Source organism: Ensifer sp. 22460 (assembly GCF_052044935.1).
Taxonomy (GTDB): domain Bacteria; phylum Pseudomonadota; class Alphaproteobacteria; order Rhizobiales; family Rhizobiaceae; genus Ensifer.
On sequence record NZ_JBQENZ010000009.1, the window covers coordinates 103,960 to 120,911 of the forward strand.

Annotated in this window: 16 protein-coding genes; 6 read left to right on the plus strand and 10 right to left on the minus strand. The window is 63.2% G+C overall.

Annotation, left to right across the window (positions count from 1 at the left end):
* Positions 1-373: 373 nt before the first annotated feature.
* A complete protein-coding gene (locus ACTJKM_RS13660; protein WP_440660479.1) occupies positions 374-1,684 on the minus strand; it encodes an amidase in 1,311 nt (436 codons plus the stop codon).
* Positions 1,685-1,946: 262 nt separating this feature from the next.
* On the opposite strand from ACTJKM_RS13660, the gene ACTJKM_RS13665 reads away from it, so the two are divergent.
* The 3 genes from ACTJKM_RS13665 to ACTJKM_RS13675 all read left to right on the plus strand — a co-directional run bounded on the left by ACTJKM_RS13665 (position 1,947) and on the right by ACTJKM_RS13675 (position 6,247).
* Positions 1,947-3,512, plus strand: coding sequence for an alkaline phosphatase D family protein (locus tag ACTJKM_RS13665; protein ID WP_440660481.1), 1,566 nt, complete (start codon positions 1,947-1,949; stop codon positions 3,510-3,512).
* A gap of 199 nt (positions 3,513-3,711) precedes the next feature.
* Positions 3,712-5,538 (plus strand): translational GTPase TypA, encoded by a 1,827-nt coding sequence (gene typA, locus ACTJKM_RS13670; protein ID WP_058325711.1) that lies wholly within the window; start codon positions 3,712-3,714, stop codon positions 5,536-5,538.
* A 202-nt stretch (positions 5,539-5,740) separates the two neighbouring features.
* Entirely contained in the window at positions 5,741-6,247 is a 507-nt protein-coding gene (locus tag ACTJKM_RS13675) for a GNAT family N-acetyltransferase (protein WP_057254977.1), read from the plus strand.
* A gap of 131 nt (positions 6,248-6,378) precedes the next feature.
* Here the strand turns inward: ACTJKM_RS13675 and ACTJKM_RS13680 are convergent, their stop codons facing one another.
* Positions 6,379-6,981, minus strand: a complete 603-nt coding sequence (locus ACTJKM_RS13680) for a hypothetical protein (RefSeq protein WP_058325710.1) — start codon at positions 6,979-6,981, stop codon at positions 6,379-6,381.
* 156 nt (positions 6,982-7,137) lie between these two features.
* Between ACTJKM_RS13680 and ppa the strand changes: the two genes are divergently transcribed.
* On the plus strand, positions 7,138-7,671 hold the full coding sequence (gene ppa / locus ACTJKM_RS13685) for an inorganic diphosphatase (RefSeq protein WP_057254979.1): 534 nt from the start codon (positions 7,138-7,140) through the stop codon (positions 7,669-7,671).
* A 2-nt stretch (positions 7,672-7,673) separates the two neighbouring features.
* Here the strand turns inward: ppa and ACTJKM_RS13690 are convergent, their stop codons facing one another.
* Together ACTJKM_RS13690 and ACTJKM_RS13695 are read right to left on the minus strand one after the other, a co-directional pair.
* Positions 7,674-7,991: a DUF167 domain-containing protein gene (locus tag ACTJKM_RS13690; protein WP_058321715.1), complete on the minus strand. Its 318-nt coding sequence runs from the start codon at positions 7,989-7,991 to the stop codon at positions 7,674-7,676.
* Positions 7,992-7,993: 2 nt separating this feature from the next.
* Positions 7,994-8,287, minus strand: coding sequence for a YggT family protein (locus ACTJKM_RS13695; RefSeq protein ID WP_093233116.1), 294 nt, complete (start codon positions 8,285-8,287; stop codon positions 7,994-7,996).
* A gap of 134 nt (positions 8,288-8,421) precedes the next feature.
* Here ACTJKM_RS13695 and ACTJKM_RS13700 point away from each other — a divergent pair, with 134 nt between their 5' ends.
* Positions 8,422-9,663, plus strand: a complete 1,242-nt coding sequence (locus ACTJKM_RS13700) for an MFS transporter (RefSeq protein ID WP_058325708.1) — start codon at positions 8,422-8,424, stop codon at positions 9,661-9,663.
* Positions 9,664-9,696: 33 nt separating this feature from the next.
* Here ACTJKM_RS13700 and ACTJKM_RS13705 read toward each other — a convergent pair whose 3' ends face one another.
* From ACTJKM_RS13705 to hemC, 6 genes are all read right to left on the minus strand, one after another.
* Positions 9,697-10,437 (minus strand): glutamine amidotransferase, encoded by a 741-nt coding sequence (locus ACTJKM_RS13705; protein WP_058321716.1) that lies wholly within the window; start codon positions 10,435-10,437, stop codon positions 9,697-9,699.
* 1 nt (position 10,438) lies between these two features.
* Positions 10,439-10,921 carry a TerB family tellurite resistance protein gene (locus tag ACTJKM_RS13710; protein ID WP_440660482.1) on the minus strand — a complete coding sequence of 161 codons (483 nt, stop codon included), beginning with the start codon at positions 10,919-10,921 and terminating at the stop codon, positions 10,439-10,441.
* A gap of 26 nt (positions 10,922-10,947) precedes the next feature.
* Positions 10,948-12,585, minus strand: coding sequence for a heme biosynthesis protein HemY (locus tag ACTJKM_RS13715; RefSeq protein WP_440660484.1), 1,638 nt, complete (start codon positions 12,583-12,585; stop codon positions 10,948-10,950).
* Positions 12,586-12,707: 122 nt separating this feature from the next.
* Complete coding sequence (locus ACTJKM_RS13720) at positions 12,708-13,976, minus strand: COG4223 family protein (RefSeq protein WP_440660486.1); 1,269 nt, start codon at positions 13,974-13,976, stop codon at positions 12,708-12,710.
* A gap of 156 nt (positions 13,977-14,132) precedes the next feature.
* Positions 14,133-14,846: a uroporphyrinogen-III synthase gene (locus ACTJKM_RS13725; RefSeq protein WP_440660488.1), complete on the minus strand. Its 714-nt coding sequence runs from the start codon at positions 14,844-14,846 to the stop codon at positions 14,133-14,135.
* A gap of 4 nt (positions 14,847-14,850) precedes the next feature.
* Positions 14,851-15,780, minus strand: coding sequence for a hydroxymethylbilane synthase (hemC, locus tag ACTJKM_RS13730; RefSeq protein ID WP_112995688.1), 930 nt, complete (start codon positions 15,778-15,780; stop codon positions 14,851-14,853).
* Between the two features lie 74 nt (positions 15,781-15,854).
* On the opposite strand from hemC, the gene tsaD reads away from it, so the two are divergent.
* A complete protein-coding gene (gene tsaD, locus ACTJKM_RS13735; protein WP_440660490.1) occupies positions 15,855-16,949 on the plus strand; it encodes a tRNA (adenosine(37)-N6)-threonylcarbamoyltransferase complex transferase subunit TsaD in 1,095 nt (364 codons plus the stop codon).
* Positions 16,950-16,952 lie beyond the last annotated feature (3 nt).

Here is a 16,952-nt window from a genome sequence, read left to right on the forward strand (position 1 = left end):
CGGGAGAGTTCGCGGCCGCTTATCGCCAGCGCTAGGGGAGGCGTATGAGCATGACATTTTCTATCTGGCATATGGTCATGGCGCTGCTGATCATCGGCGTACCCGTCTGGCTGATCCTTCGGGCCTTGAAGCGCTCACGCTAAAGCGCGCCGCGATCAATTCTGCTTCATCGCATATCGCTGTCGCAAAATCGGCGCGCACTTCACTCGGCATGCTTGGCGCATCAAGGCGCGAGCGATCGGCCGTAGAGAACAGGGCGTTGCGGGGTCCGATTTCGACGGGATTCGTGCCCGTTCGATGTCCTTATCGACAGCGACTGCTGAACCGGCCTGTTTACAGGCCGGTGTTTCATTCGATGACCATCGGGCGACGCTCAATTTTCCTGAAGCAGCGCCTCGGCCGAAAGGGCTGAGGCCAGTACGGTCGCATCGGTTCCGTTTCGCCCAACCAGCATCAGTCCGGCCGGCCGCACGAGACCCGGCATCGGCAGGGTGATGGCGTTGAGATCGAACTGGTTGGCAACCTGGCAATTGCGTAGGAGCAGTCCCTCGACGCGGTTGTATTCCGCCACGTCCGTTTCGACGCTGGCGATCGGCACGGCGGCGATCGGTGTCGTCGGCAGTGCGATGAGATCGAAGGGCGAAAGCCGCTCGTCCATGGCGGCGGCGAGTGCGCGCCGAGTTTCCAACAGGGCCGAGATGGCTGCATCCGGTACGGTGAGGCGGCGGCGAAGCGGGAGCTTGACCCTGTCATCGACGGGAGCACCATCGTCATTTAGCCAGCCGGCATGGATGCGGCTTGCTTCCAGGCCGGCGATCGAGCCGATTCGCGTTGCTTCGGCAAGCCGCTCAATCAAGTCATCGAGTGTACAGTCGACGATCTCGGCGCCCGCCTTGGCCAGCCGGTCGAGGCTTGCGGCAAAGGCATTGGCGATTTCGGGCGAGAGCTCTTCGAGCAGCCTTCCCCGGGGAATACCGATGCGAAGTCCTGCAATCGGGCGGGCGACAGGCGGTATCGGTTGCTCACCGGCCATCACGGCGTCCGCTATCGCGCAATCGGCAACGGTTCCGGCGAGCGGCCCGAGCGAATCGAGGCTTGGCGACAGCGGAAAGGCGCCTTCGAGTGGAATGCGGCGAGCGGTCGGTTTGAAGCCGACGATGCCGTTCAACGCCGCGGGGATGCGCACGGAACCGCCGGTGTCGGAACCGATGGCGATGTCGCAGGTGCCTTCGGCCGCCGAAACCCCGGCACCGGAAGACGACCCACCGGGGATGAGCCGCTGGTCGGTGGCGTTTCCGGGCACCGGATAGTGCGGGTTGAGGCCGACCGCGGTGAAGGCGAACTCGGTCATGTGGGTCTTGCCGATGATTACGGCACCCGCGGCGCGCAGCCGCTGGACGACGAGCGCGTCTCTTTGGGCCGGTGCCGCATCGCGACGGATGATGGAACCGGCAAGCGTTTGCTCGCCCGCCACGTCGAAGAGATCCTTGATCGAAACGATCTTGCCGTCGAGCGCACCAAGGCTCGCGCCGCCTTGCCGCCGGCGGTCGGCGGCATCAGCTTCCGCGCGGGCACGTTCCGCATAGAGGCGCACGAAGGCTTTTTCTTCGTGCCGGCGATCGTTGAGCCGGCTCAGGATCTGTTCCAGTCGATCGCGGGCGGGCGTGTTGGCAAAGTGAGACACGATGATGACCTGTCGATTTCGGTGTCGCCGCGCGGCGGCATGAGGCGGGATCATTGCCCGGATTCGCGAAAGCTGCCGAGCTATCTACTTTGATAGCAGCATTGGCAGCGAAAGCCATTGCTCCGATGCAGAGCGAAGTGCCCCTACCTTCACTGAATTGTCGCCAAACCGTTCAAATAGTTTCATGCCGTTGTTACGCCGCTGACATCGGTATGACCAAAGGTCCGGTACGCGCGGTCGCGCTGCCGAATCGGAGGTCTGTTTGGCCGATATCCTCAAGACGCTTTCCCGGCGTTCTTTTCTGCTTTCCGCCGGTGCCGCGGGCTTCGTGGCCTCGTCCAGTCTTTCGACACCCTTCTATGCGAGAGGCTACGGCCGGCCGGAGTTCATACATGGCGTGCAATCGGGCGATGTAGATACGTCCTCCGGCATGATCTGGACGCGTGTGGATCGACCGTCGAAGGTGTCGGTCGAGTATTCGACCACCGAGAGCTTCTCCAATCCGGTTCGCCTTGCCGATCTCACAGCGACGCCGCAGACGGATTGTGCGATCAAGTGTTCGCTCGACGGATTGCTGCCGGACCAGGACATCTTCTACCGGTTCACCGCCACCGATCTTTATGATGTCAACCGGGTCTCGGAACCGGTCACCGGCCGGTTTCGCACGGCCCCCTTGCGCAAGCGCTCGGTCCGCTTCGTCTGGTCGGGCGACACCGCCGGCCAGGGCTGGGGCATCGATGATGTCGGCATGAAGACCTATTCGACGATGCGGCTGCATGAACCGGATTTCTTCATCCATTCCGGCGATACGATCTATGCCGACAATCCTATTCCTGACGAGATCCAGCTTCGGGATGGCGGCGTCTGGAAGAACCGGGTGGTGACCCACGAGAAGCGCGACGTGGCGCGCACACTCGAGGAATATCGCGGGCAATGGAAATACAATCTGCTCGACGATCATGTGCGGCAGCTGAACGCCGTCTGTCCCACCTTTTATCAATGGGACGATCATGAGGTCTTGAACAACTGGTCGGCTTCGACCGACCTTCGCGACGATGCCCGCTATCCGGAAAAGGACGCCGCCGTCTACGCGGAACGGGCAGCCCGGGCGTTTCACGAGATGACGCCGATCCGCACGCCGGCGACGCAGCCCGGCCGCATCTTCCGCAAGGTCGGCTATGGGCCGCTGCTCGACGTGTTCTTCGTCGACCTGCGCTCCTATCGCGGCGCCAACCAGGGCGAAGACGGCGGCGGCGCGCTGTTTGGCTGGCGGCAGGCGGATTGGCTGAAGCGCGAGCTTGCCGCTTCGCGCGCGGTCTGGAAGGTGATTGCCTGCGACATGCCGATCGGCCTCGTCGTCTGGGACGACTACACGAATAAGCGCGGCTCCGACGCCATCGCCAATGGCGACAACGGCCTACCTTCGGGGCGCGAGCCGGAGTTTGCCGATCTCCTGCGCTTCATCCGCGACAACGGCATCGACAACCTCGTCTGGCTGACGGCGGACGTACATTATACCGCCGCGCATCACTACGATCCCACGCGTGCCGCCTTCAAGGAATTCACGCCTTTCTGGGAGTTCGTGTCGGGGCCGCTTCATTCCGGCACCTATGGGCCGAAGGAACTCGACATGACCTTCGGGCCGGAGGTCCGCTTCATCAAGGCGTCGGGCGGCGGCATCGACAGTAACCTGCCGCCATCGGCGGGCTTACAGTTCTTCGGCATCGTCGATATCAACGGTCAGACGCAGCAGATGACCGTGCGGCTGATGGACCGGCAGGACCAGGAACTCTGGCGCGTGACGCTCGATCCGGCCGCGATTGCATGACGAATCTGGTCGCGGCTAACAGCTTTCCAAACCCCTCACGCGAGACCCCTGGCGGTTGCAAACCCATGGCCTACCGGCATTTGACCGCGGCACTGATGCGCGCGCCCCCTTTCGCAATCGCAAAAAAACCTGTATGAGCGCGACCATTGAAAAAGCGGCGTGGCCCATCGGGGCTTGCCCTGAACCTCCGAGACGAAAAATGAGCATTCGTAACATCGCGATTATCGCGCACGTTGACCATGGGAAAACGACCCTTGTTGACGAGCTCCTGAAGCAGTCGGGCTCGTTCCGCGAAAACCAGCGCGTTGCCGAACGCGTCATGGACTCCAACGACATCGAAAAAGAGCGCGGCATCACCATTCTCGCCAAGGCGACCTCGGTCGAGTGGAAGGGCGTGCGCATCAACATCGTCGACACCCCCGGCCACGCCGACTTCGGCGGTGAAGTCGAGCGCATCCTGTCGATGGTGGACGGTGCCATCGTTCTCGTCGACGCTTCCGAAGGTCCGATGCCGCAGACGAAGTTCGTCGTCGGCAAGGCGCTGAAGGTCGGCCTGAAGCCGATCGTCGCGATCAACAAGATCGACCGTCCGGACGGTCGCCACGAAGAAGTCATCAACGAAGTCTTCGACCTCTTTGCCAACCTCGACGCCTCCGACGAGCAGCTCGACTTCCCGATCCTCTACGGTTCGGGCCGCGACGGCTGGATGAACGTCAACCCGGAAGGTCCGAAGGACCAGGGCATGGCGCCGCTTCTCGACCTCGTGCTGCAGCACGTACCGGAGCCGACGGTTGCCGAAGGCCCGTTCCGCATGATCGGCACGATTCTCGAAGCCAACCCCTTCCTTGGCCGCATCATCACCGGCCGCGTTTATTCCGGCTCCGTCAAGCCGAACCAGGCCGTCAAGGTTCTCGGCCAGGATGGCAAGCTGCTTGAAACCGGCCGTATCTCCAAGATCCTCGCCTTCCGCGGCATCGAGCGTCAGCCGATCGAAGAAGCACAGGCGGGCGACATCGTCGCGATCGCCGGCCTGACCAAGGGCACCGTCGCCGACACCTTCTGCGATCCGTCGGTCACGGAAGCGCTGACGGCACAGCCGATCGACCCGCCGACCGTTACCATGTCGTTCATCGTCAACGACAGCCCGCTTGCCGGCACCGAAGGCGACAAGGTCACGAGCCGCGTCATCCGCGACCGTCTGTTCAAGGAAGCCGAAGGCAACGTTGCGCTGAAGATCGAGGAATCTTCGGAAAAGGATTCGTTCTTCGTCTCCGGTCGCGGCGAATTGCAGCTCGCGGTTCTGATCGAAACCATGCGCCGCGAAGGCTTCGAGCTTGCCGTGTCGCGTCCGCGCGTCGTCATGCACAAGGACGACAATGGCCAGCTGCTCGAGCCGATCGAGGAAGTGGTCATCGACGTTGACGAGGAGCACTCCGGCGTCGTCGTTCAGAAGATGTCCGAGCGCAAGGCCGAGATGGTCGAACTGCGTCCGTCCGGCGGCAACCGCGTCCGTCTGGTGTTCTTCGCTCCGACCCGCGGCCTCATCGGTTACCAGTCGGAACTACTGACCGACACGCGCGGCACGGCGATCATGAACCGCCTGTTCCACGCCTACCAGCCTTACAAGGGCGAGATCGGTGGTCGCGTCAACGGCGTTCTCCTGTCGAACGATGCCGGTGAATCGGTTGCCTATGCGATGTTCAACCTGGAAGACCGCGGCCCGATGATCATCGAGGCCGGCGAAAAGGTCTATGCCGGCATGATCATCGGCATCCACACCCGCGACAACGATCTGGAAGTGAACGTTCTCAAGGGCAAGAAGCTCACCAACATGCGCGCTGCCGGCAAGGACGAAGCTGTTCGCCTGACGCCGCCGATCCGCATGACGCTGGAGCGCGCGCTCTCCTGGATCCAGGACGACGAACTCGTCGAAGTCACGCCGAAGTCGATCCGTCTGCGCAAGCTGCACCTCGACCCGAACGATCGCAAGCGCTTCGAGAAGGCCCGCACCGCCGGCGCGGCTTAAGCTTCTGACATTACCGAGCCTGAAAAAACCCCGGAGCGATCCGGGGTTTTTTGCTGTGTGTGCCACGGATGGGCGACTTGCGGATAAAGTTAAAAAGGCGTTAACCTTCCATAGGGTGCCGTTAAAGTTGCCTGTGGGTTAACGCTGGCCGGCAACCGGGCGGGATTCCTGTTCGCCTTGTGTGCGTTTAGAGTCGCGAGTCATGAAGACTGTTTCGATAGAGATTCGGCCCGGAGAGCCGCAGGAAGCGTCGGCAATTGCCGATGTGCACCGCGTTTCGTGGCTGCAAGCCTATGGCGGTCTCATCCCCCACCGTCCCCTGGTTCAGATGGTCAACCGTCGCGACGAGGTCTGGTGGCGCAAGGCGACACGCGGGCCTGCTACGCTGCTCGTCGTCGACGTGGCCGGAACCATTGCCGGCTACGCCACGCTCGGCCTCAGCCGCGCCAAGGCCCTGCCGCAGGAAGGCGAGATCTACGAGATCTATCTCCGGCCGGAATATCAGGGCATCGGTCTCGGGCGCATTCTCTTCGGCGAAGCCAAGAGCCTGCTGCGTTCGCTCGGCTGCCGCGGCCTCGTCGTCTGGTGCCTCGAGGATAGTGAGCACGCCTACCAGTTCTTCCAGGGCGCCGGTGGCACGGACATCGCCGAAGGCATGGAAGATTTCGGCGACAAGCATCTGAAGAAGGTCGGCTTCGCCTGGAACTAGAGCATCCCGCTCTCAAGTGGAATCACTGGAGGCGGAAAGATGCTCTAGAATCAAAGTGCTAGAGCATCCTTTGTGCGTTCATTTGAACGAACGGCGCTCTAGGCTTTCCCGCTTCCGGTTGAGATCAGCCGCTATTCCGGCAGTTCGTTGCGTGGTGCGCTTGCCTTGTCGCCTTGCGTGCCATGGTAGACCGCCTTGTCGACGCCACAGCGGAAGGTCGGCGCCACCTCGTCGGCGATCTTGCGCGCGAGTGCGTTGGGATCGGGATTGGTGAGCGCATCGACATAGCCGGCGACGCAGCCCTTGCCGTCGTCCTTCTGGGCTACCGTGGAGACGACGAGAACCTGCCCTTCAAGCGCCGGTGCCGATGCTCCCGTCGCCGGGTCGGGGTTCTCGATGAACCAGCGCAGGATCGTCGCGACCGGGGTGCCGCCTTTGGCGATGCGCCATTCCACCGTGGCGCCGGCGTGGTTGAAGGGGATGAAGGTTTCGAACGCCTCGTTGCGGTAGCGCTCGTTGAGGTGACCGAAGGAGAAGCTCTGGCGGATATCCATCTCCTTGAAATGAGCCGGATAATCGCCATGGCCCGGGCAGGTCATCAGGGAGTACCTGCCCGGCTCCTCTTTAATCGTCTTGCACTTTTCGCGGCTGACGTTGACATAGACGCTCTCATTGGCCACCGCGGGTGCGGCGGACAACAGGACCAGCGACAGGCATGCAACCTTTCCGTTCATCGTGATCTCCCTCGAACGAGATTTTGACGATCATGGGGGTCGTTCGGTGATGACAAAACGACCGGTTGAATCTGCATTTCGGACGAAAGTTATGTTGCATCGCGGCATGTTTCCCTTTATCCGACGGGCAAACTCAACTGACCCTGGAGTAGATCCATGCGCATCGACGCGATTTCCATCGGAAAGAATCCACCAGAAGATGTCAACGTCATCGTTGAAGTTCCCGTCGGCGGCCATCCGATCAAGTACGAGATGGACAAGGAAGCCGGCACGCTGGTCGTCGACCGCTTCCTCTACACGCCGATGACTTATCCGGGCAATTACGGCTTCGTGCCGCACACGCTCTCGGACGACGGCGATCCGATCGACGTTCTAATCTGCAACACCCGCCCGCTCGTTCCGGGCTGCGTCATCAACGTCCGCCCGATCGGCGTGATGATGATGGAAGACAATTCCGGACAGGACGAAAAGATCATCGCGGTTCCGTCGGCTCACCTGACGCAGCGCTACGACAAGGTGCACGAATACACCGACCTGCCGGAAATCACGCTCAAGCAGATCGAGCACTTCTTCGAGCACTACAAGGATCTGGAGCCCGGCAAGTGGGTGAAGATTTTTGGTTGGAAGGATGCTTCCGTCGCAAGGCAGCTGATCAAGGAAGCCGTCGAGCGCGCCAAGGGCGCCAAGTAAGTTTACTTACCGACCAGCTCTGCAAGTCGCTCTATCAAATCCTCCGGGTCGCCATCGATCCGGAGGATTTTTTTGCGCTGCGTTTCGCCTGAGATGAGGGAAAGCTTGCTCTTGGCAAGCCCGAGCTTCTTCGAAAGAAAGGCAATCAGCGCCTGGTTGGCCTTGCCTTTTTCCGGAACCGCGCTGACGCGCACTTTCAAATGTTCTTCCCCGTCGGCAGCCGCTTCCAAGCCATCAATGGCATCGCGGCCGCCGTTCGGCGTCAAGCGTACCGTCAGGCGAACGTGGTCGCCATGCGCGGTGAAGGCCGGGTTGGCCATCGTCAGCCAAGCAGCGCCTGCGCGACCGTCGTGTTCAGGAAGAGCTGGATGAAATAGAGGATCACCAGCACCACCAGCGGCGACAGATCCACGCCGCCCATGTCGGGCAGAACGCGGCGGATCGGGCGATAGAGCGGCTCCGTCAGCTGATAGAGCGAGCGGCCGATCATGTTGATCGCCTGGTTGTTCACGTTGATGACGTTGAACGCGTAGAGCCAGGAAAAGATGGCCGACGCGATAACCAGAAACCACGCGATGTTGATGATGAAGTTCAAGGTGCCGATGACAGCAAGCATGCCGGTCTCCAAATCGTTATTGACAGACATGTAGACATTGAGACCTAAACGAGCAAGTACGCCGGTTTATCGGGCGCGATCATGTTTAACATGGGACCGCACGATAACCGAGCCTCAGCAGGAGCCCCTTCCGCATGTCCGCCGTTCATGCCTCGCATCGTTTTGCCGCCTTTCGGCATGTCGGCTATCGCCGCTATTTCTTCTCGCGCTTCCTGGCGTACTTCGCGATCCAGATCATTTCGGTCGCCGTCGGCTGGCAGATCTATGACCTTACGCGTGACCCGTTCGATCTCGGCCTGATCGGCCTCTTCCAGTTTCTGCCGTCACTGGTGCTGATCCTCGTCACTGGCGCGGCTGCGGACCGCTACAACCGGCGCATGATCATGGGGATCTGCATGGTCATCAGCACGCTCTGCGCGACGGCATTGCTGCTGCTGACGGTATCCGGATTGTTTTCGCCCTGGCCGGTCTATGCAATCCTAGTCGTCTTCGGCATCGAACGCGCCTTCCTGGCGCCCGCGTCCCAGTCACTGGCGCCCAACCTTGTGCCGCCCGAAGACCTACCCAATGCGATCGCCTGGAATTCCACGTCCTGGCAGACGGCGATGATCGTCGGCCCCGTTGCCGGCGGCTTGATCTATGCGCTCGGCGCCGTCGTTCCCTATGCCGTCGGCGTCTGCTTCTTCCTGGCATCCGCGCTCATGGTCTTTGCCATCCCGAGGCCCGCGACCCGCACGCAAGCCTCCGCCCAGAGCTGGGAGACGATCACCGCCGGTTTCCGCTACATCAAGGCCGAAAAGGTGGTTCTGGGCGCGATATCGCTCGATCTCTTCGCGGTCCTGCTCGGCGGTGCGGTGGCGCTGATGCCGGTCTTTGCCCGCGACATCCTCGATCTCGGTCCCTGGGGTCTCGGCCTCTTGCGCGCCGCTCCGGGTATCGGTGCCGTCAGTATGGCGGTCTGGCTCGCGGCGCATCCGATCCGCCACCGTGCCGGTTTCTACATGTTCACCGGTGTCGCACTCTTCGGGCTCGGTACCGTTGTCTTCGGTCTTTCGGCGACGCCCTGGATATCGATCGCCGCGCTCATCGTCATGGGCGCTGCCGATATGATCTCGGTTTATGTGCGCGAAATCCTGATCACGCTCTGGACGCCGGACGAGCTGCGCGGCCGGGTCAACGCCGTCAACATGGTGTTCATCGGCGCGTCGAACGAGCTTGGCGAGTTCCGTGCCGGCATGATGGCATCCGGCTTCGGCGCCGTCTTTGCGGTGGTCTTCGGCGGCATGGGCACGCTGCTCGTGTCCGGGCTCTGGGCGCTCGGCTTCCCGCAACTGCGCAAGATCGACACGCTCGACGTGCCCGACCACCACAAGTAAGGGCGCACGCCCCAGGGGGGCTCCTATGGGGTCTTACGGTCTTCCTGGAATTGCTTCCGGCCGCTCATCGCGCAGGAAGATCAGTTCTAGGAAGTTTTCCATCCAGGTGCGCAGTGGACCGTCATGCTGCATGCGGCCATCGAGATGCGCCTTGCCCACCTGGGCACCGGGCATCTCGAAGCGGTGCGCGCCGTGCACGACCCAGCGGTGCATCATCGCGCGTGTCAGCTCGCCGTGGAACTGAATGCCCCAGGCATTGTCGCCATAGCGGAAGGCTTGGTTGGGGTAGGTGTTACCGGTTGCGAGCAGCTCGGCTCCGGCAGGCAGGTCGAAACCCTCGCGGTGGAAATGGTAAACCATATCAGGCCAATCCATCAGCGCCTTGCCGGCATCGGTTGCGATCAGCGGATACCAGCCGATCTCGGTCATGCCCTCGTGATGCGGCGCCACGGAGCCGCCGAGATTGCGCGCCAGCATCTGCGCGCCGAGGCAGATGCCGAGATAGGGCTTGTTCTCCTTGAGCGGCACGGACAGCCAGTCGATCTCGCGGCGGACAAACTCTTCCTCGTCATTGGCGCTCATCGGACCGCCAAAAATGATCGTGCCGCTATGATGCTCCAGGGTCGGCGGCAGGTCATCGCCAAGGGCCGGCCGGCGGATGTCGAGCCGAAAGCCCTTCTGCTCCAGAATCTGGCCGACACGGCCGGCACTCGACCGCTCCTGATGCAGGATGATCAAGACTGGTTTTCGCGCGCTTGTGTCCGGCATCGGCATTTCAGGTTTCCTGTTGCGGCTCGGCGTCCTCGACGGTGTCGCTTCTCGCTGCGGCCTCCTGCCGCTGCAACACCCGGTCGCGCCCGGAGACGGCGAGCAGATCGGCGATGCGCCAGATCACGTGGTCTTCCATTTCGCTGCGTTTGCCGTCGGCATAGACGATATCCCAGAGCATGCCGACGAGTTCGATGCGCTGTTCCTCCGAGAGGTGGCGCTTGAGCTCGGCGGTGAACTGGTAGTAATCGATCGCCTCGCTTTCGGCAGTCTTGCCCGCTTCGATCAGCGCGGCAAGCGAGGCATCGTCGAGCTTGTAGTGTTGCTTGATGACCGATCGCATCTTGCGCCGTTCGGACGCAAGGATGCGGCCGTCGGCTTCCATGACCTGGAAACAGAGGGCGATGACCGCCACGCGTGGATCTGCGTGCTCTATCCGCGTCGCCGGGCCGGTCAGGCCGTCGAGAAACGTCCGTAAGCGTTCAAACATGTATTCTGCCACAGCCCCTTGAGAGTTCAGAACAGTCGGAAACTAGCCTTTTCCGGCGCCTTCTCGCCGGTAGCTGGATCGCGCACGCCGGGATCATCCGGCGGACGGCCGAAGAAGGGATCAGGCATGTGCTCGCCGTTGGTAACCTCTTCCTTCTCCGTCTTCTTGACCGGAGTCTTGTCGGCGATCGGCTCGGACGGTTTGCGCTCCGTGACCTTGATCGGTTGCGGTTCCCGTTCGGCCTCGAGGATGACGGGCGCTTCGCTGCGGCGGGCTACGGGGGCCGGTTCATGCGCACGCGGCTCCGCGGCCACCGGCGGCAGACTGCGGATCGCTTCGTCGGCATTCGATTGGTCGTGGTCGACGGTCGCCGAAAGCGTATGCGGCGGCGCTTTCCATTCGAACGCATCGAGTCGTCCGCTGACGGGCGAGACCGGCAGCCAGGTCGGCGACGTCACGCCGTCGGCAGTCCAGGCCGGATCCCGTGGGCTGCGCAGGGCCTGCGCCATCCAGTGGCGGATGCGGCCCTCGTCGCCGGTGTCGGCTTCTTCTATGTCGGCGAGCAACAGGAAGACGCTCTCGGTCGGATCGAGCCTGGCGGCGGCTTCCGCCTTGGTGCGGGCCAGAAGCAGTTCGCGCGCTTCGAGCGCGGCCTCGGCGACAGCTGCCATCGCCACGGCATTGTTGGGCCTGAGGGCTTCAAGTTTGCGCGCCCGCTTCAACCGGTCGACGGCGGTGTCGCCGCCGCGGGCACGCACGTAAAGCCGCGCCACGTCCGGGTGAGGCTCGTGCTTCCAGTTTTTCTCCAGGATCGAGGTCCCCTTGCGCAGGTTGTCCTCGCGAAACAGCGCCTTGGCGGCCGTCAGCGCCGCCGGCACCAGATGTTCGTCGAGCTTCAGTGCGGCAAGCGCATCGTCGCGGGCACCCTTCAAGTCGCCGTCGAGCTTTGTGATCGCCCGGGCGGTCAAGAGCACCGCCCTCTTACGGTCGGCCTCCTTGCGTTCGACCACATGGGCGGCGCGGCTCTTGTCGAGAAGACGCAGAGCATCGTCCCACTGTCCGGCCTGGCTCTGGCTGTCGAGCGTCGCGAGAGCCGCCCAGGGCAGATGCGGTGCTTTCTCGGCGGCGCGTTCGGCATATTGCCGGGCCGCCTCGTGGGCACCGAGGCGCTTGGCTTCGAGGTAGAGGCCGCGAAGCCCGAGTTCGCGGGTCTCCGGATCGTCGGCCATCAGCTCGAACTTGCGGCGCGCGTCATCGTACTTGCCTTCGATGAGGGCGGTTTGCGCTTCGAGCAGGTGGATCAGCGGCTCCTGGTCGGCGCTGATCAATCCGCGGGTGCGGGCGGTCATCTTGCGGGCAAGATTGGCATCGCCCGCGCCGGCAGCGATCAGGCCGGTCGAAAGCGCCTGGTAGCCACGGTCGCGCTTGCGGGCGCGGAAATAACGGGTGACGGTGTGAGGCGAGAGCCAGATGGTGCGTACCAGCCAGACGGCGATCAGCACGGCTGCGATCAGCGAGATCAGGAGCGATGCGGCGCGCATCAGGCTCATCTCGATGAGCTGACCTTGCCAGACGAGCGAAAGTTCACCCGGTCGGTCCGCGAGCCACGCGAAGCCGAGGCCGAGACCAAGCACGATCAGGATGAAAATCAGAATGCGGATCATATCTGGTTCCCTCAGATCACGATGATTTTGGGTCGCCGACCCAAAGTCATAAACGTGATCGTTTTCCATAAGTTAGAGCGGGATGCGGGCGGAAAACCGCATACACTTTTCCTCATCCCGCTCTAGCCCTCTGTGCCCGGCTTTGCCATCGTCGCGGCGACGGCGGCATCGATCGCGGCTTCGACACGCAGACGCTGGTCGAGCTTGGCCTTGAAGGCCTCGCCCGCCGGTTTGGCGGCATCCGGCAGGCCATCCCACTCCAGGGCAGCGCCCTTGAGATCGCCATTGTTCAGCTTGTCCTCGATGCGGGCAATGACGGCTTCGGGCGTTTCACCCTCGACGCTGCCGACAGGGCGTACGCGAATGCCGGACATGGCGCTGGACACCAGCCGGTCGAAGATGCCCTCGTTCGGATCGGGTTGATTGAGGGCGTCGAGCATGGCGTCGGCCGTCTTCGGGAACTCGCGCCGCAGATCGGAGCGGGTCGGCACGCCGGCCTGAGCGTCCTGGGCCAGAGCGGCGACGGCCTGTTCGTCCGGTGCGATGCTGCGCAGCGCGTCGAGTTCGGCGAGGAAGGGGCCGCCGCGATCGATTGCCGACTTCAGCGCGGTGACCGCGACCGCCTTGGCCATCTGGATGTCGTTGACCGGCTCGTTGAGCTTCTGCTCGGCGGATTCGATGCGGCTCGTCAGTTCCGCCTTCTCCGTTGTCGCCGTCTGTTGGGCGTCGGCGAGTGTCGTCTTCAGCCCTGCTAGTTCCTTGGTAAGGTTGTCGATCTCCGCCTTCAGCGTTTCGACCTCGGCACTCGGCGCGCCGTTCGTGCCCGGTTGGGCGGCTGATTGTTCGAGGGCGGCGATGCGGCCTTCGAGCGCCGTGTTGTCGACGACTGCGGCGGTCGTGGGCAGTGCTGCGACCTGATCGCGCAGTGCCTGCAGTTCGCTGGAGATGTTCTGCTCGACGCCACGCTCAGGGCCAAGTCCGGGGACGATGCCGGCATATTGCAGGCCGCCAAAGCCTAGCAGCGTCACAAGGCCACCGAGGATACCGGCGGCGAGCGCGCCGGAGTTCGACACCGGTTTCTGTCGAGGGGCCGGTTCCGTCTCCTGTGCCGCGTGCGGCGGTTCTTCGGCGAAGACGGCTGCGGCCGCGTCGGCACGCTGCTCCTCGATCTCTTCTTCCAGGCGCGATCCAGCGGCGCTGTCGTCGCTGCTGTCTGTTGCCGTCTCATCCGCCTTGGCGTCGCTTGCCGGGCTTTCGCTTGCCACGTCCGTCACCGTCTCGCGGGTTGTTTCGGCCTCAGTCGGTTCCGCAACGGTTTTTTCCGCTTCGAGGTCGATCGTCAGCGGTTCCTTCTCGGACTTCGAGCGGCGCGGCGGGTTTTCCGATACCATGGTGACCTCTTACCGTTGGTTCCTGTCGGCTCTTCTCTCAAACCTAGTCAGCCCGAACGGTGAGGGAAAGCCCCTCCGTTTCGATTTTGACTGAATCGGCCCTGGAGTGACGTGGAATGCGGGCGGAAAACCGCCAACATTTTTCTTCATCCCATTTTAGATCAAACTAAAAAGGTTTTCTTCGTCGGGCTTAGCGGCGATCTGCGCCATGACGTTGCTTGGCAGCGCCTCGGCGACGGCAGCGCTCAGGCAGAGATAGCGCGGGCTGAAGGACGCAGCGTCCAAACTGGCCTCCAGCAGCAATGCCGCCAGGCGTCGAGCCGTCTCCCGGGAATAGAGCAGAACGGCGTCGGGCCGATCGGTTCGCGCGAGATCTTTCAGCGCACCGGGCGGCTGCACGGTCGGTTCCATGCGATAGCATTCGACCGTCCTATACTCGACGCCATGTTGCCGGAGCGTGCTTTCGAGGCCGTCGGAGCGCGGAGAGCCGGTCAGGTAGAGGAGGGGCTGTTTCGGCAAAGTGCCGACGGCCGAAACAATCAGCCCGGCCAGCGCTTTGCCGGTGCCATCGCCGATGCGGAGATCGGTGAAGCCAAGTTCTCGTGCTGCCTGCGCAGTCGCCTCGCCGACGCAGAAGCACGGGTTTTTCAGATGCTTTTCCAATTTGCCGCCCAGTGTCGCGAGGACCCGAACCGCTTCGGCGCTGGTCAGGACAATGGCTGCAAACGGTATGTCTAGCGCTGCTTCGGCAACGGCGGCGAGATGCATGGCCTGCATCAACGGCAGGAGGATCGGCTGGTGGCCGGCAGCCTCCAGCCGACGCGCCGTCGCCTCGGCGGCGGGAAGCGGCCGGGTGACGAGCACGCGCATCGGCTCAGGTCCAGCTTGCAAAGAAGCCCGGGCCGGCCTTGGCGCGGATTTCCTCGCCCGCCTTTTTGCCGAGCGCTTCGGCGTCGGTGGCCTTGCCTTCGATCGTGACGCGATGATGGGTCTGGCCATCGGGCGTGAGGATCATGCCGGAAAAACTGAGATGGGTGCCATCCGAGGTGGCGAGGCCGGCGATCGGCGTGCGGCAGGAACCGTCGAGCGTCGCAAGGAAACCGCGCTCGCAGGTAACCGCCTCATGGGTGCGCGGATCGTCGACGGCGGCGAGCAGGTCGTTGATGCGGCTGTCGCCGACCCGGCTTTCGATGCAGATCGCGCCTTGCGCCGGGGCCGGCGGGAAATCGGCCGGGTCCAGCAGTTCGGTTGGAACGTCGGTCATGCCGAGCCGCTTCAGCCCGGCATAGGCGAGCAGCGTTGCATCGACCTGGCCCTCGGCGAGTTTTCTCAGCCGCGTTTCCACCTGGCCGCGATAGGTGATGACGTGGAGATCCGGCCGCAGCCGGCGGATCAGCGCCTGGCGGCGCAGCGACGAGGAACCGACAGTGGCGCCTTCAGGCAGTTCCATCAGTTTCGGTGCCGTGCGGCCGATGAAGGCGTCGCGAATGTCCTCGCGCGGCAGGAAGGCGGAAAGACAGAGCCCGTCCGGCAGCTTCGTCGGCATGTCCTTGGACGAATGCACGGCGAAATCGAGTTCGCCCGACAGCAATTGCTGCTCGATCTCTTCGGTGAACAGACCCTTGCCGCCGATCTCGGCGAGCGAGCGGTCGGTGATCCGGTCGCCCTTGGTCGAGAGAATGACGACCTCGAACATTTCCGGCGCCAGACCATGCGCCGCTGCGAGCCGGTCGCGCGTTTCATGGGCTTGTGCAAGCGCCAGCGGGCTGCCGCGCGTGCCGATCCGGAAAGGTTTTGTTTGCATCAAAGGCTATCCATTGTTACCGGAGTTCCGTGTACCCACCTTTCGGTGCGACCGCAATCTTTGAGTATACTCTGATGTCTCCGCCCCTGCGCATCCTCGGCATAGAAACAAGCTGCGACGAAACCGCCGCTTCCGTTATTTTGCGCGATTCCGACGGCAAGGGCCACATTCTCGGCGACGTCGTTCTGAGCCAGCTGGAAGAGCATAGCGCCTATGGCGGCGTGGTTCCGGAGATCGCCGCGCGCGCCCATGTGGAAGCGCTCGACACGCTGATCGAGGAGGCGCTGCTGCGCGCCGGCGTCACGCTTGCCGACATCGATGCGATCGCTGCGACAAGTGGTCCCGGTCTGATCGGCGGCCTGATCGTCGGGCTGATGACTGGCAAGGCGATCGCGCGCGCGACCGGCAAGCCGCTCTACGCCGTCAACCATCTCGAAGGCCACGCGCTGACGGCGCGGCTGACGGACGGACTTTCCTTTCCCTATCTGATGCTGCTCGTTTCCGGCGGCCATACGCAGCTTATCCTCGTCAAGGGCGTCGGCGAATACGAACGCTGGGGCACGACGATCGACGACGCGCTTGGCGAGGCCTTCGACAAGACGGCAAAGCTGCTCGGTCTTCCCTATCCGGGTGGTCCGGCGGTCGAGCGTGCGGCGCTCGCCGGCAATCCTCAGCGTTTCGATTTTCCGCGGCCGCTCGTCGGTGACGCTCGCCTCGATTTCTCATTTTCGGGGCTGAAAACGGCGGTGCGCCAGGCGGCGCAATCGCTGGAGCCGGTGACGGAGCAGGACATCGCCGATATCTGCGCTTCCTTCCAGCGTGCGATCTCGCGCACGCTCAAGGATCGCGTCGGGCGCGGGCTGAAGCGCTTCAAGGCGGAGCATGCCGGCGTGGTGCGCCCGGCCCTGGTGGTCGCCGGCGGCGTTGCCGCCAACCAGGTGCTGCGTTCGACGCTGCAGACCCTGTGCGCTCAATCCGGTTTCGACTTTATCGCGCCGCCGCTTTCGCTCTGCACTGACAATGCCGCGATGATCGCCTGGGCCGGTGCGGAGCGCCTGGCGGCGGGCATGGTGGCCGATGGCCTCGACGTTGCGCCGCGCTCGCGCTGGCCGCTCGACGCCCAAGCGCAGGCACTGCTCGGCTCCGGCAAACGCGGCGCCAAGGCATGAGGG

Coding starts and splice junctions, on each gene's coding strand:
- typA (WP_058325711.1), top strand. CDS start 3,712: ATGAGCATTCGTAACATCGCGATTATCGCGCACGTTGACCATGGGAAA.
- ACTJKM_RS13675 (WP_057254977.1), top strand. CDS start 5,741: ATGAAGACTGTTTCGATAGAGATTCGGCCCGGAGAGCCGCAGGAAGCG.
- ACTJKM_RS13680 (WP_058325710.1), bottom strand. CDS start 6,981: ATGAACGGAAAGGTTGCATGCCTGTCGCTGGTCCTGTTGTCCGCCGCA.
- ppa (WP_057254979.1), top strand. CDS start 7,138: ATGCGCATCGACGCGATTTCCATCGGAAAGAATCCACCAGAAGATGTC.
- ACTJKM_RS13690 (WP_058321715.1), bottom strand. CDS start 7,991: ATGGCCAACCCGGCCTTCACCGCGCATGGCGACCACGTTCGCCTGACG.
- ACTJKM_RS13695 (WP_093233116.1), bottom strand. CDS start 8,287: ATGCTTGCTGTCATCGGCACCTTGAACTTCATCATCAACATCGCGTGG.
- ACTJKM_RS13700 (WP_058325708.1), top strand. CDS start 8,422: ATGTCCGCCGTTCATGCCTCGCATCGTTTTGCCGCCTTTCGGCATGTC.
- ACTJKM_RS13705 (WP_058321716.1), bottom strand. CDS start 10,437: ATGCCGATGCCGGACACAAGCGCGCGAAAACCAGTCTTGATCATCCTG.
- ACTJKM_RS13710 (WP_440660482.1), bottom strand. CDS start 10,921: ATGTTTGAACGCTTACGGACGTTTCTCGACGGCCTGACCGGCCCGGCG.
- ACTJKM_RS13715 (WP_440660484.1), bottom strand. CDS start 12,585: ATGATCCGCATTCTGATTTTCATCCTGATCGTGCTTGGTCTCGGCCTC.
- ACTJKM_RS13720 (WP_440660486.1), bottom strand. CDS start 13,976: ATGGTATCGGAAAACCCGCCGCGCCGCTCGAAGTCCGAGAAGGAACCG.
- ACTJKM_RS13725 (WP_440660488.1), bottom strand. CDS start 14,846: ATGCGCGTGCTCGTCACCCGGCCGCTTCCCGCCGCCGAGGCGACGGCG.
- hemC (WP_112995688.1), bottom strand. CDS start 15,780: ATGCAAACAAAACCTTTCCGGATCGGCACGCGCGGCAGCCCGCTGGCG.
- tsaD (WP_440660490.1), top strand. CDS start 15,855: ATGTCTCCGCCCCTGCGCATCCTCGGCATAGAAACAAGCTGCGACGAA.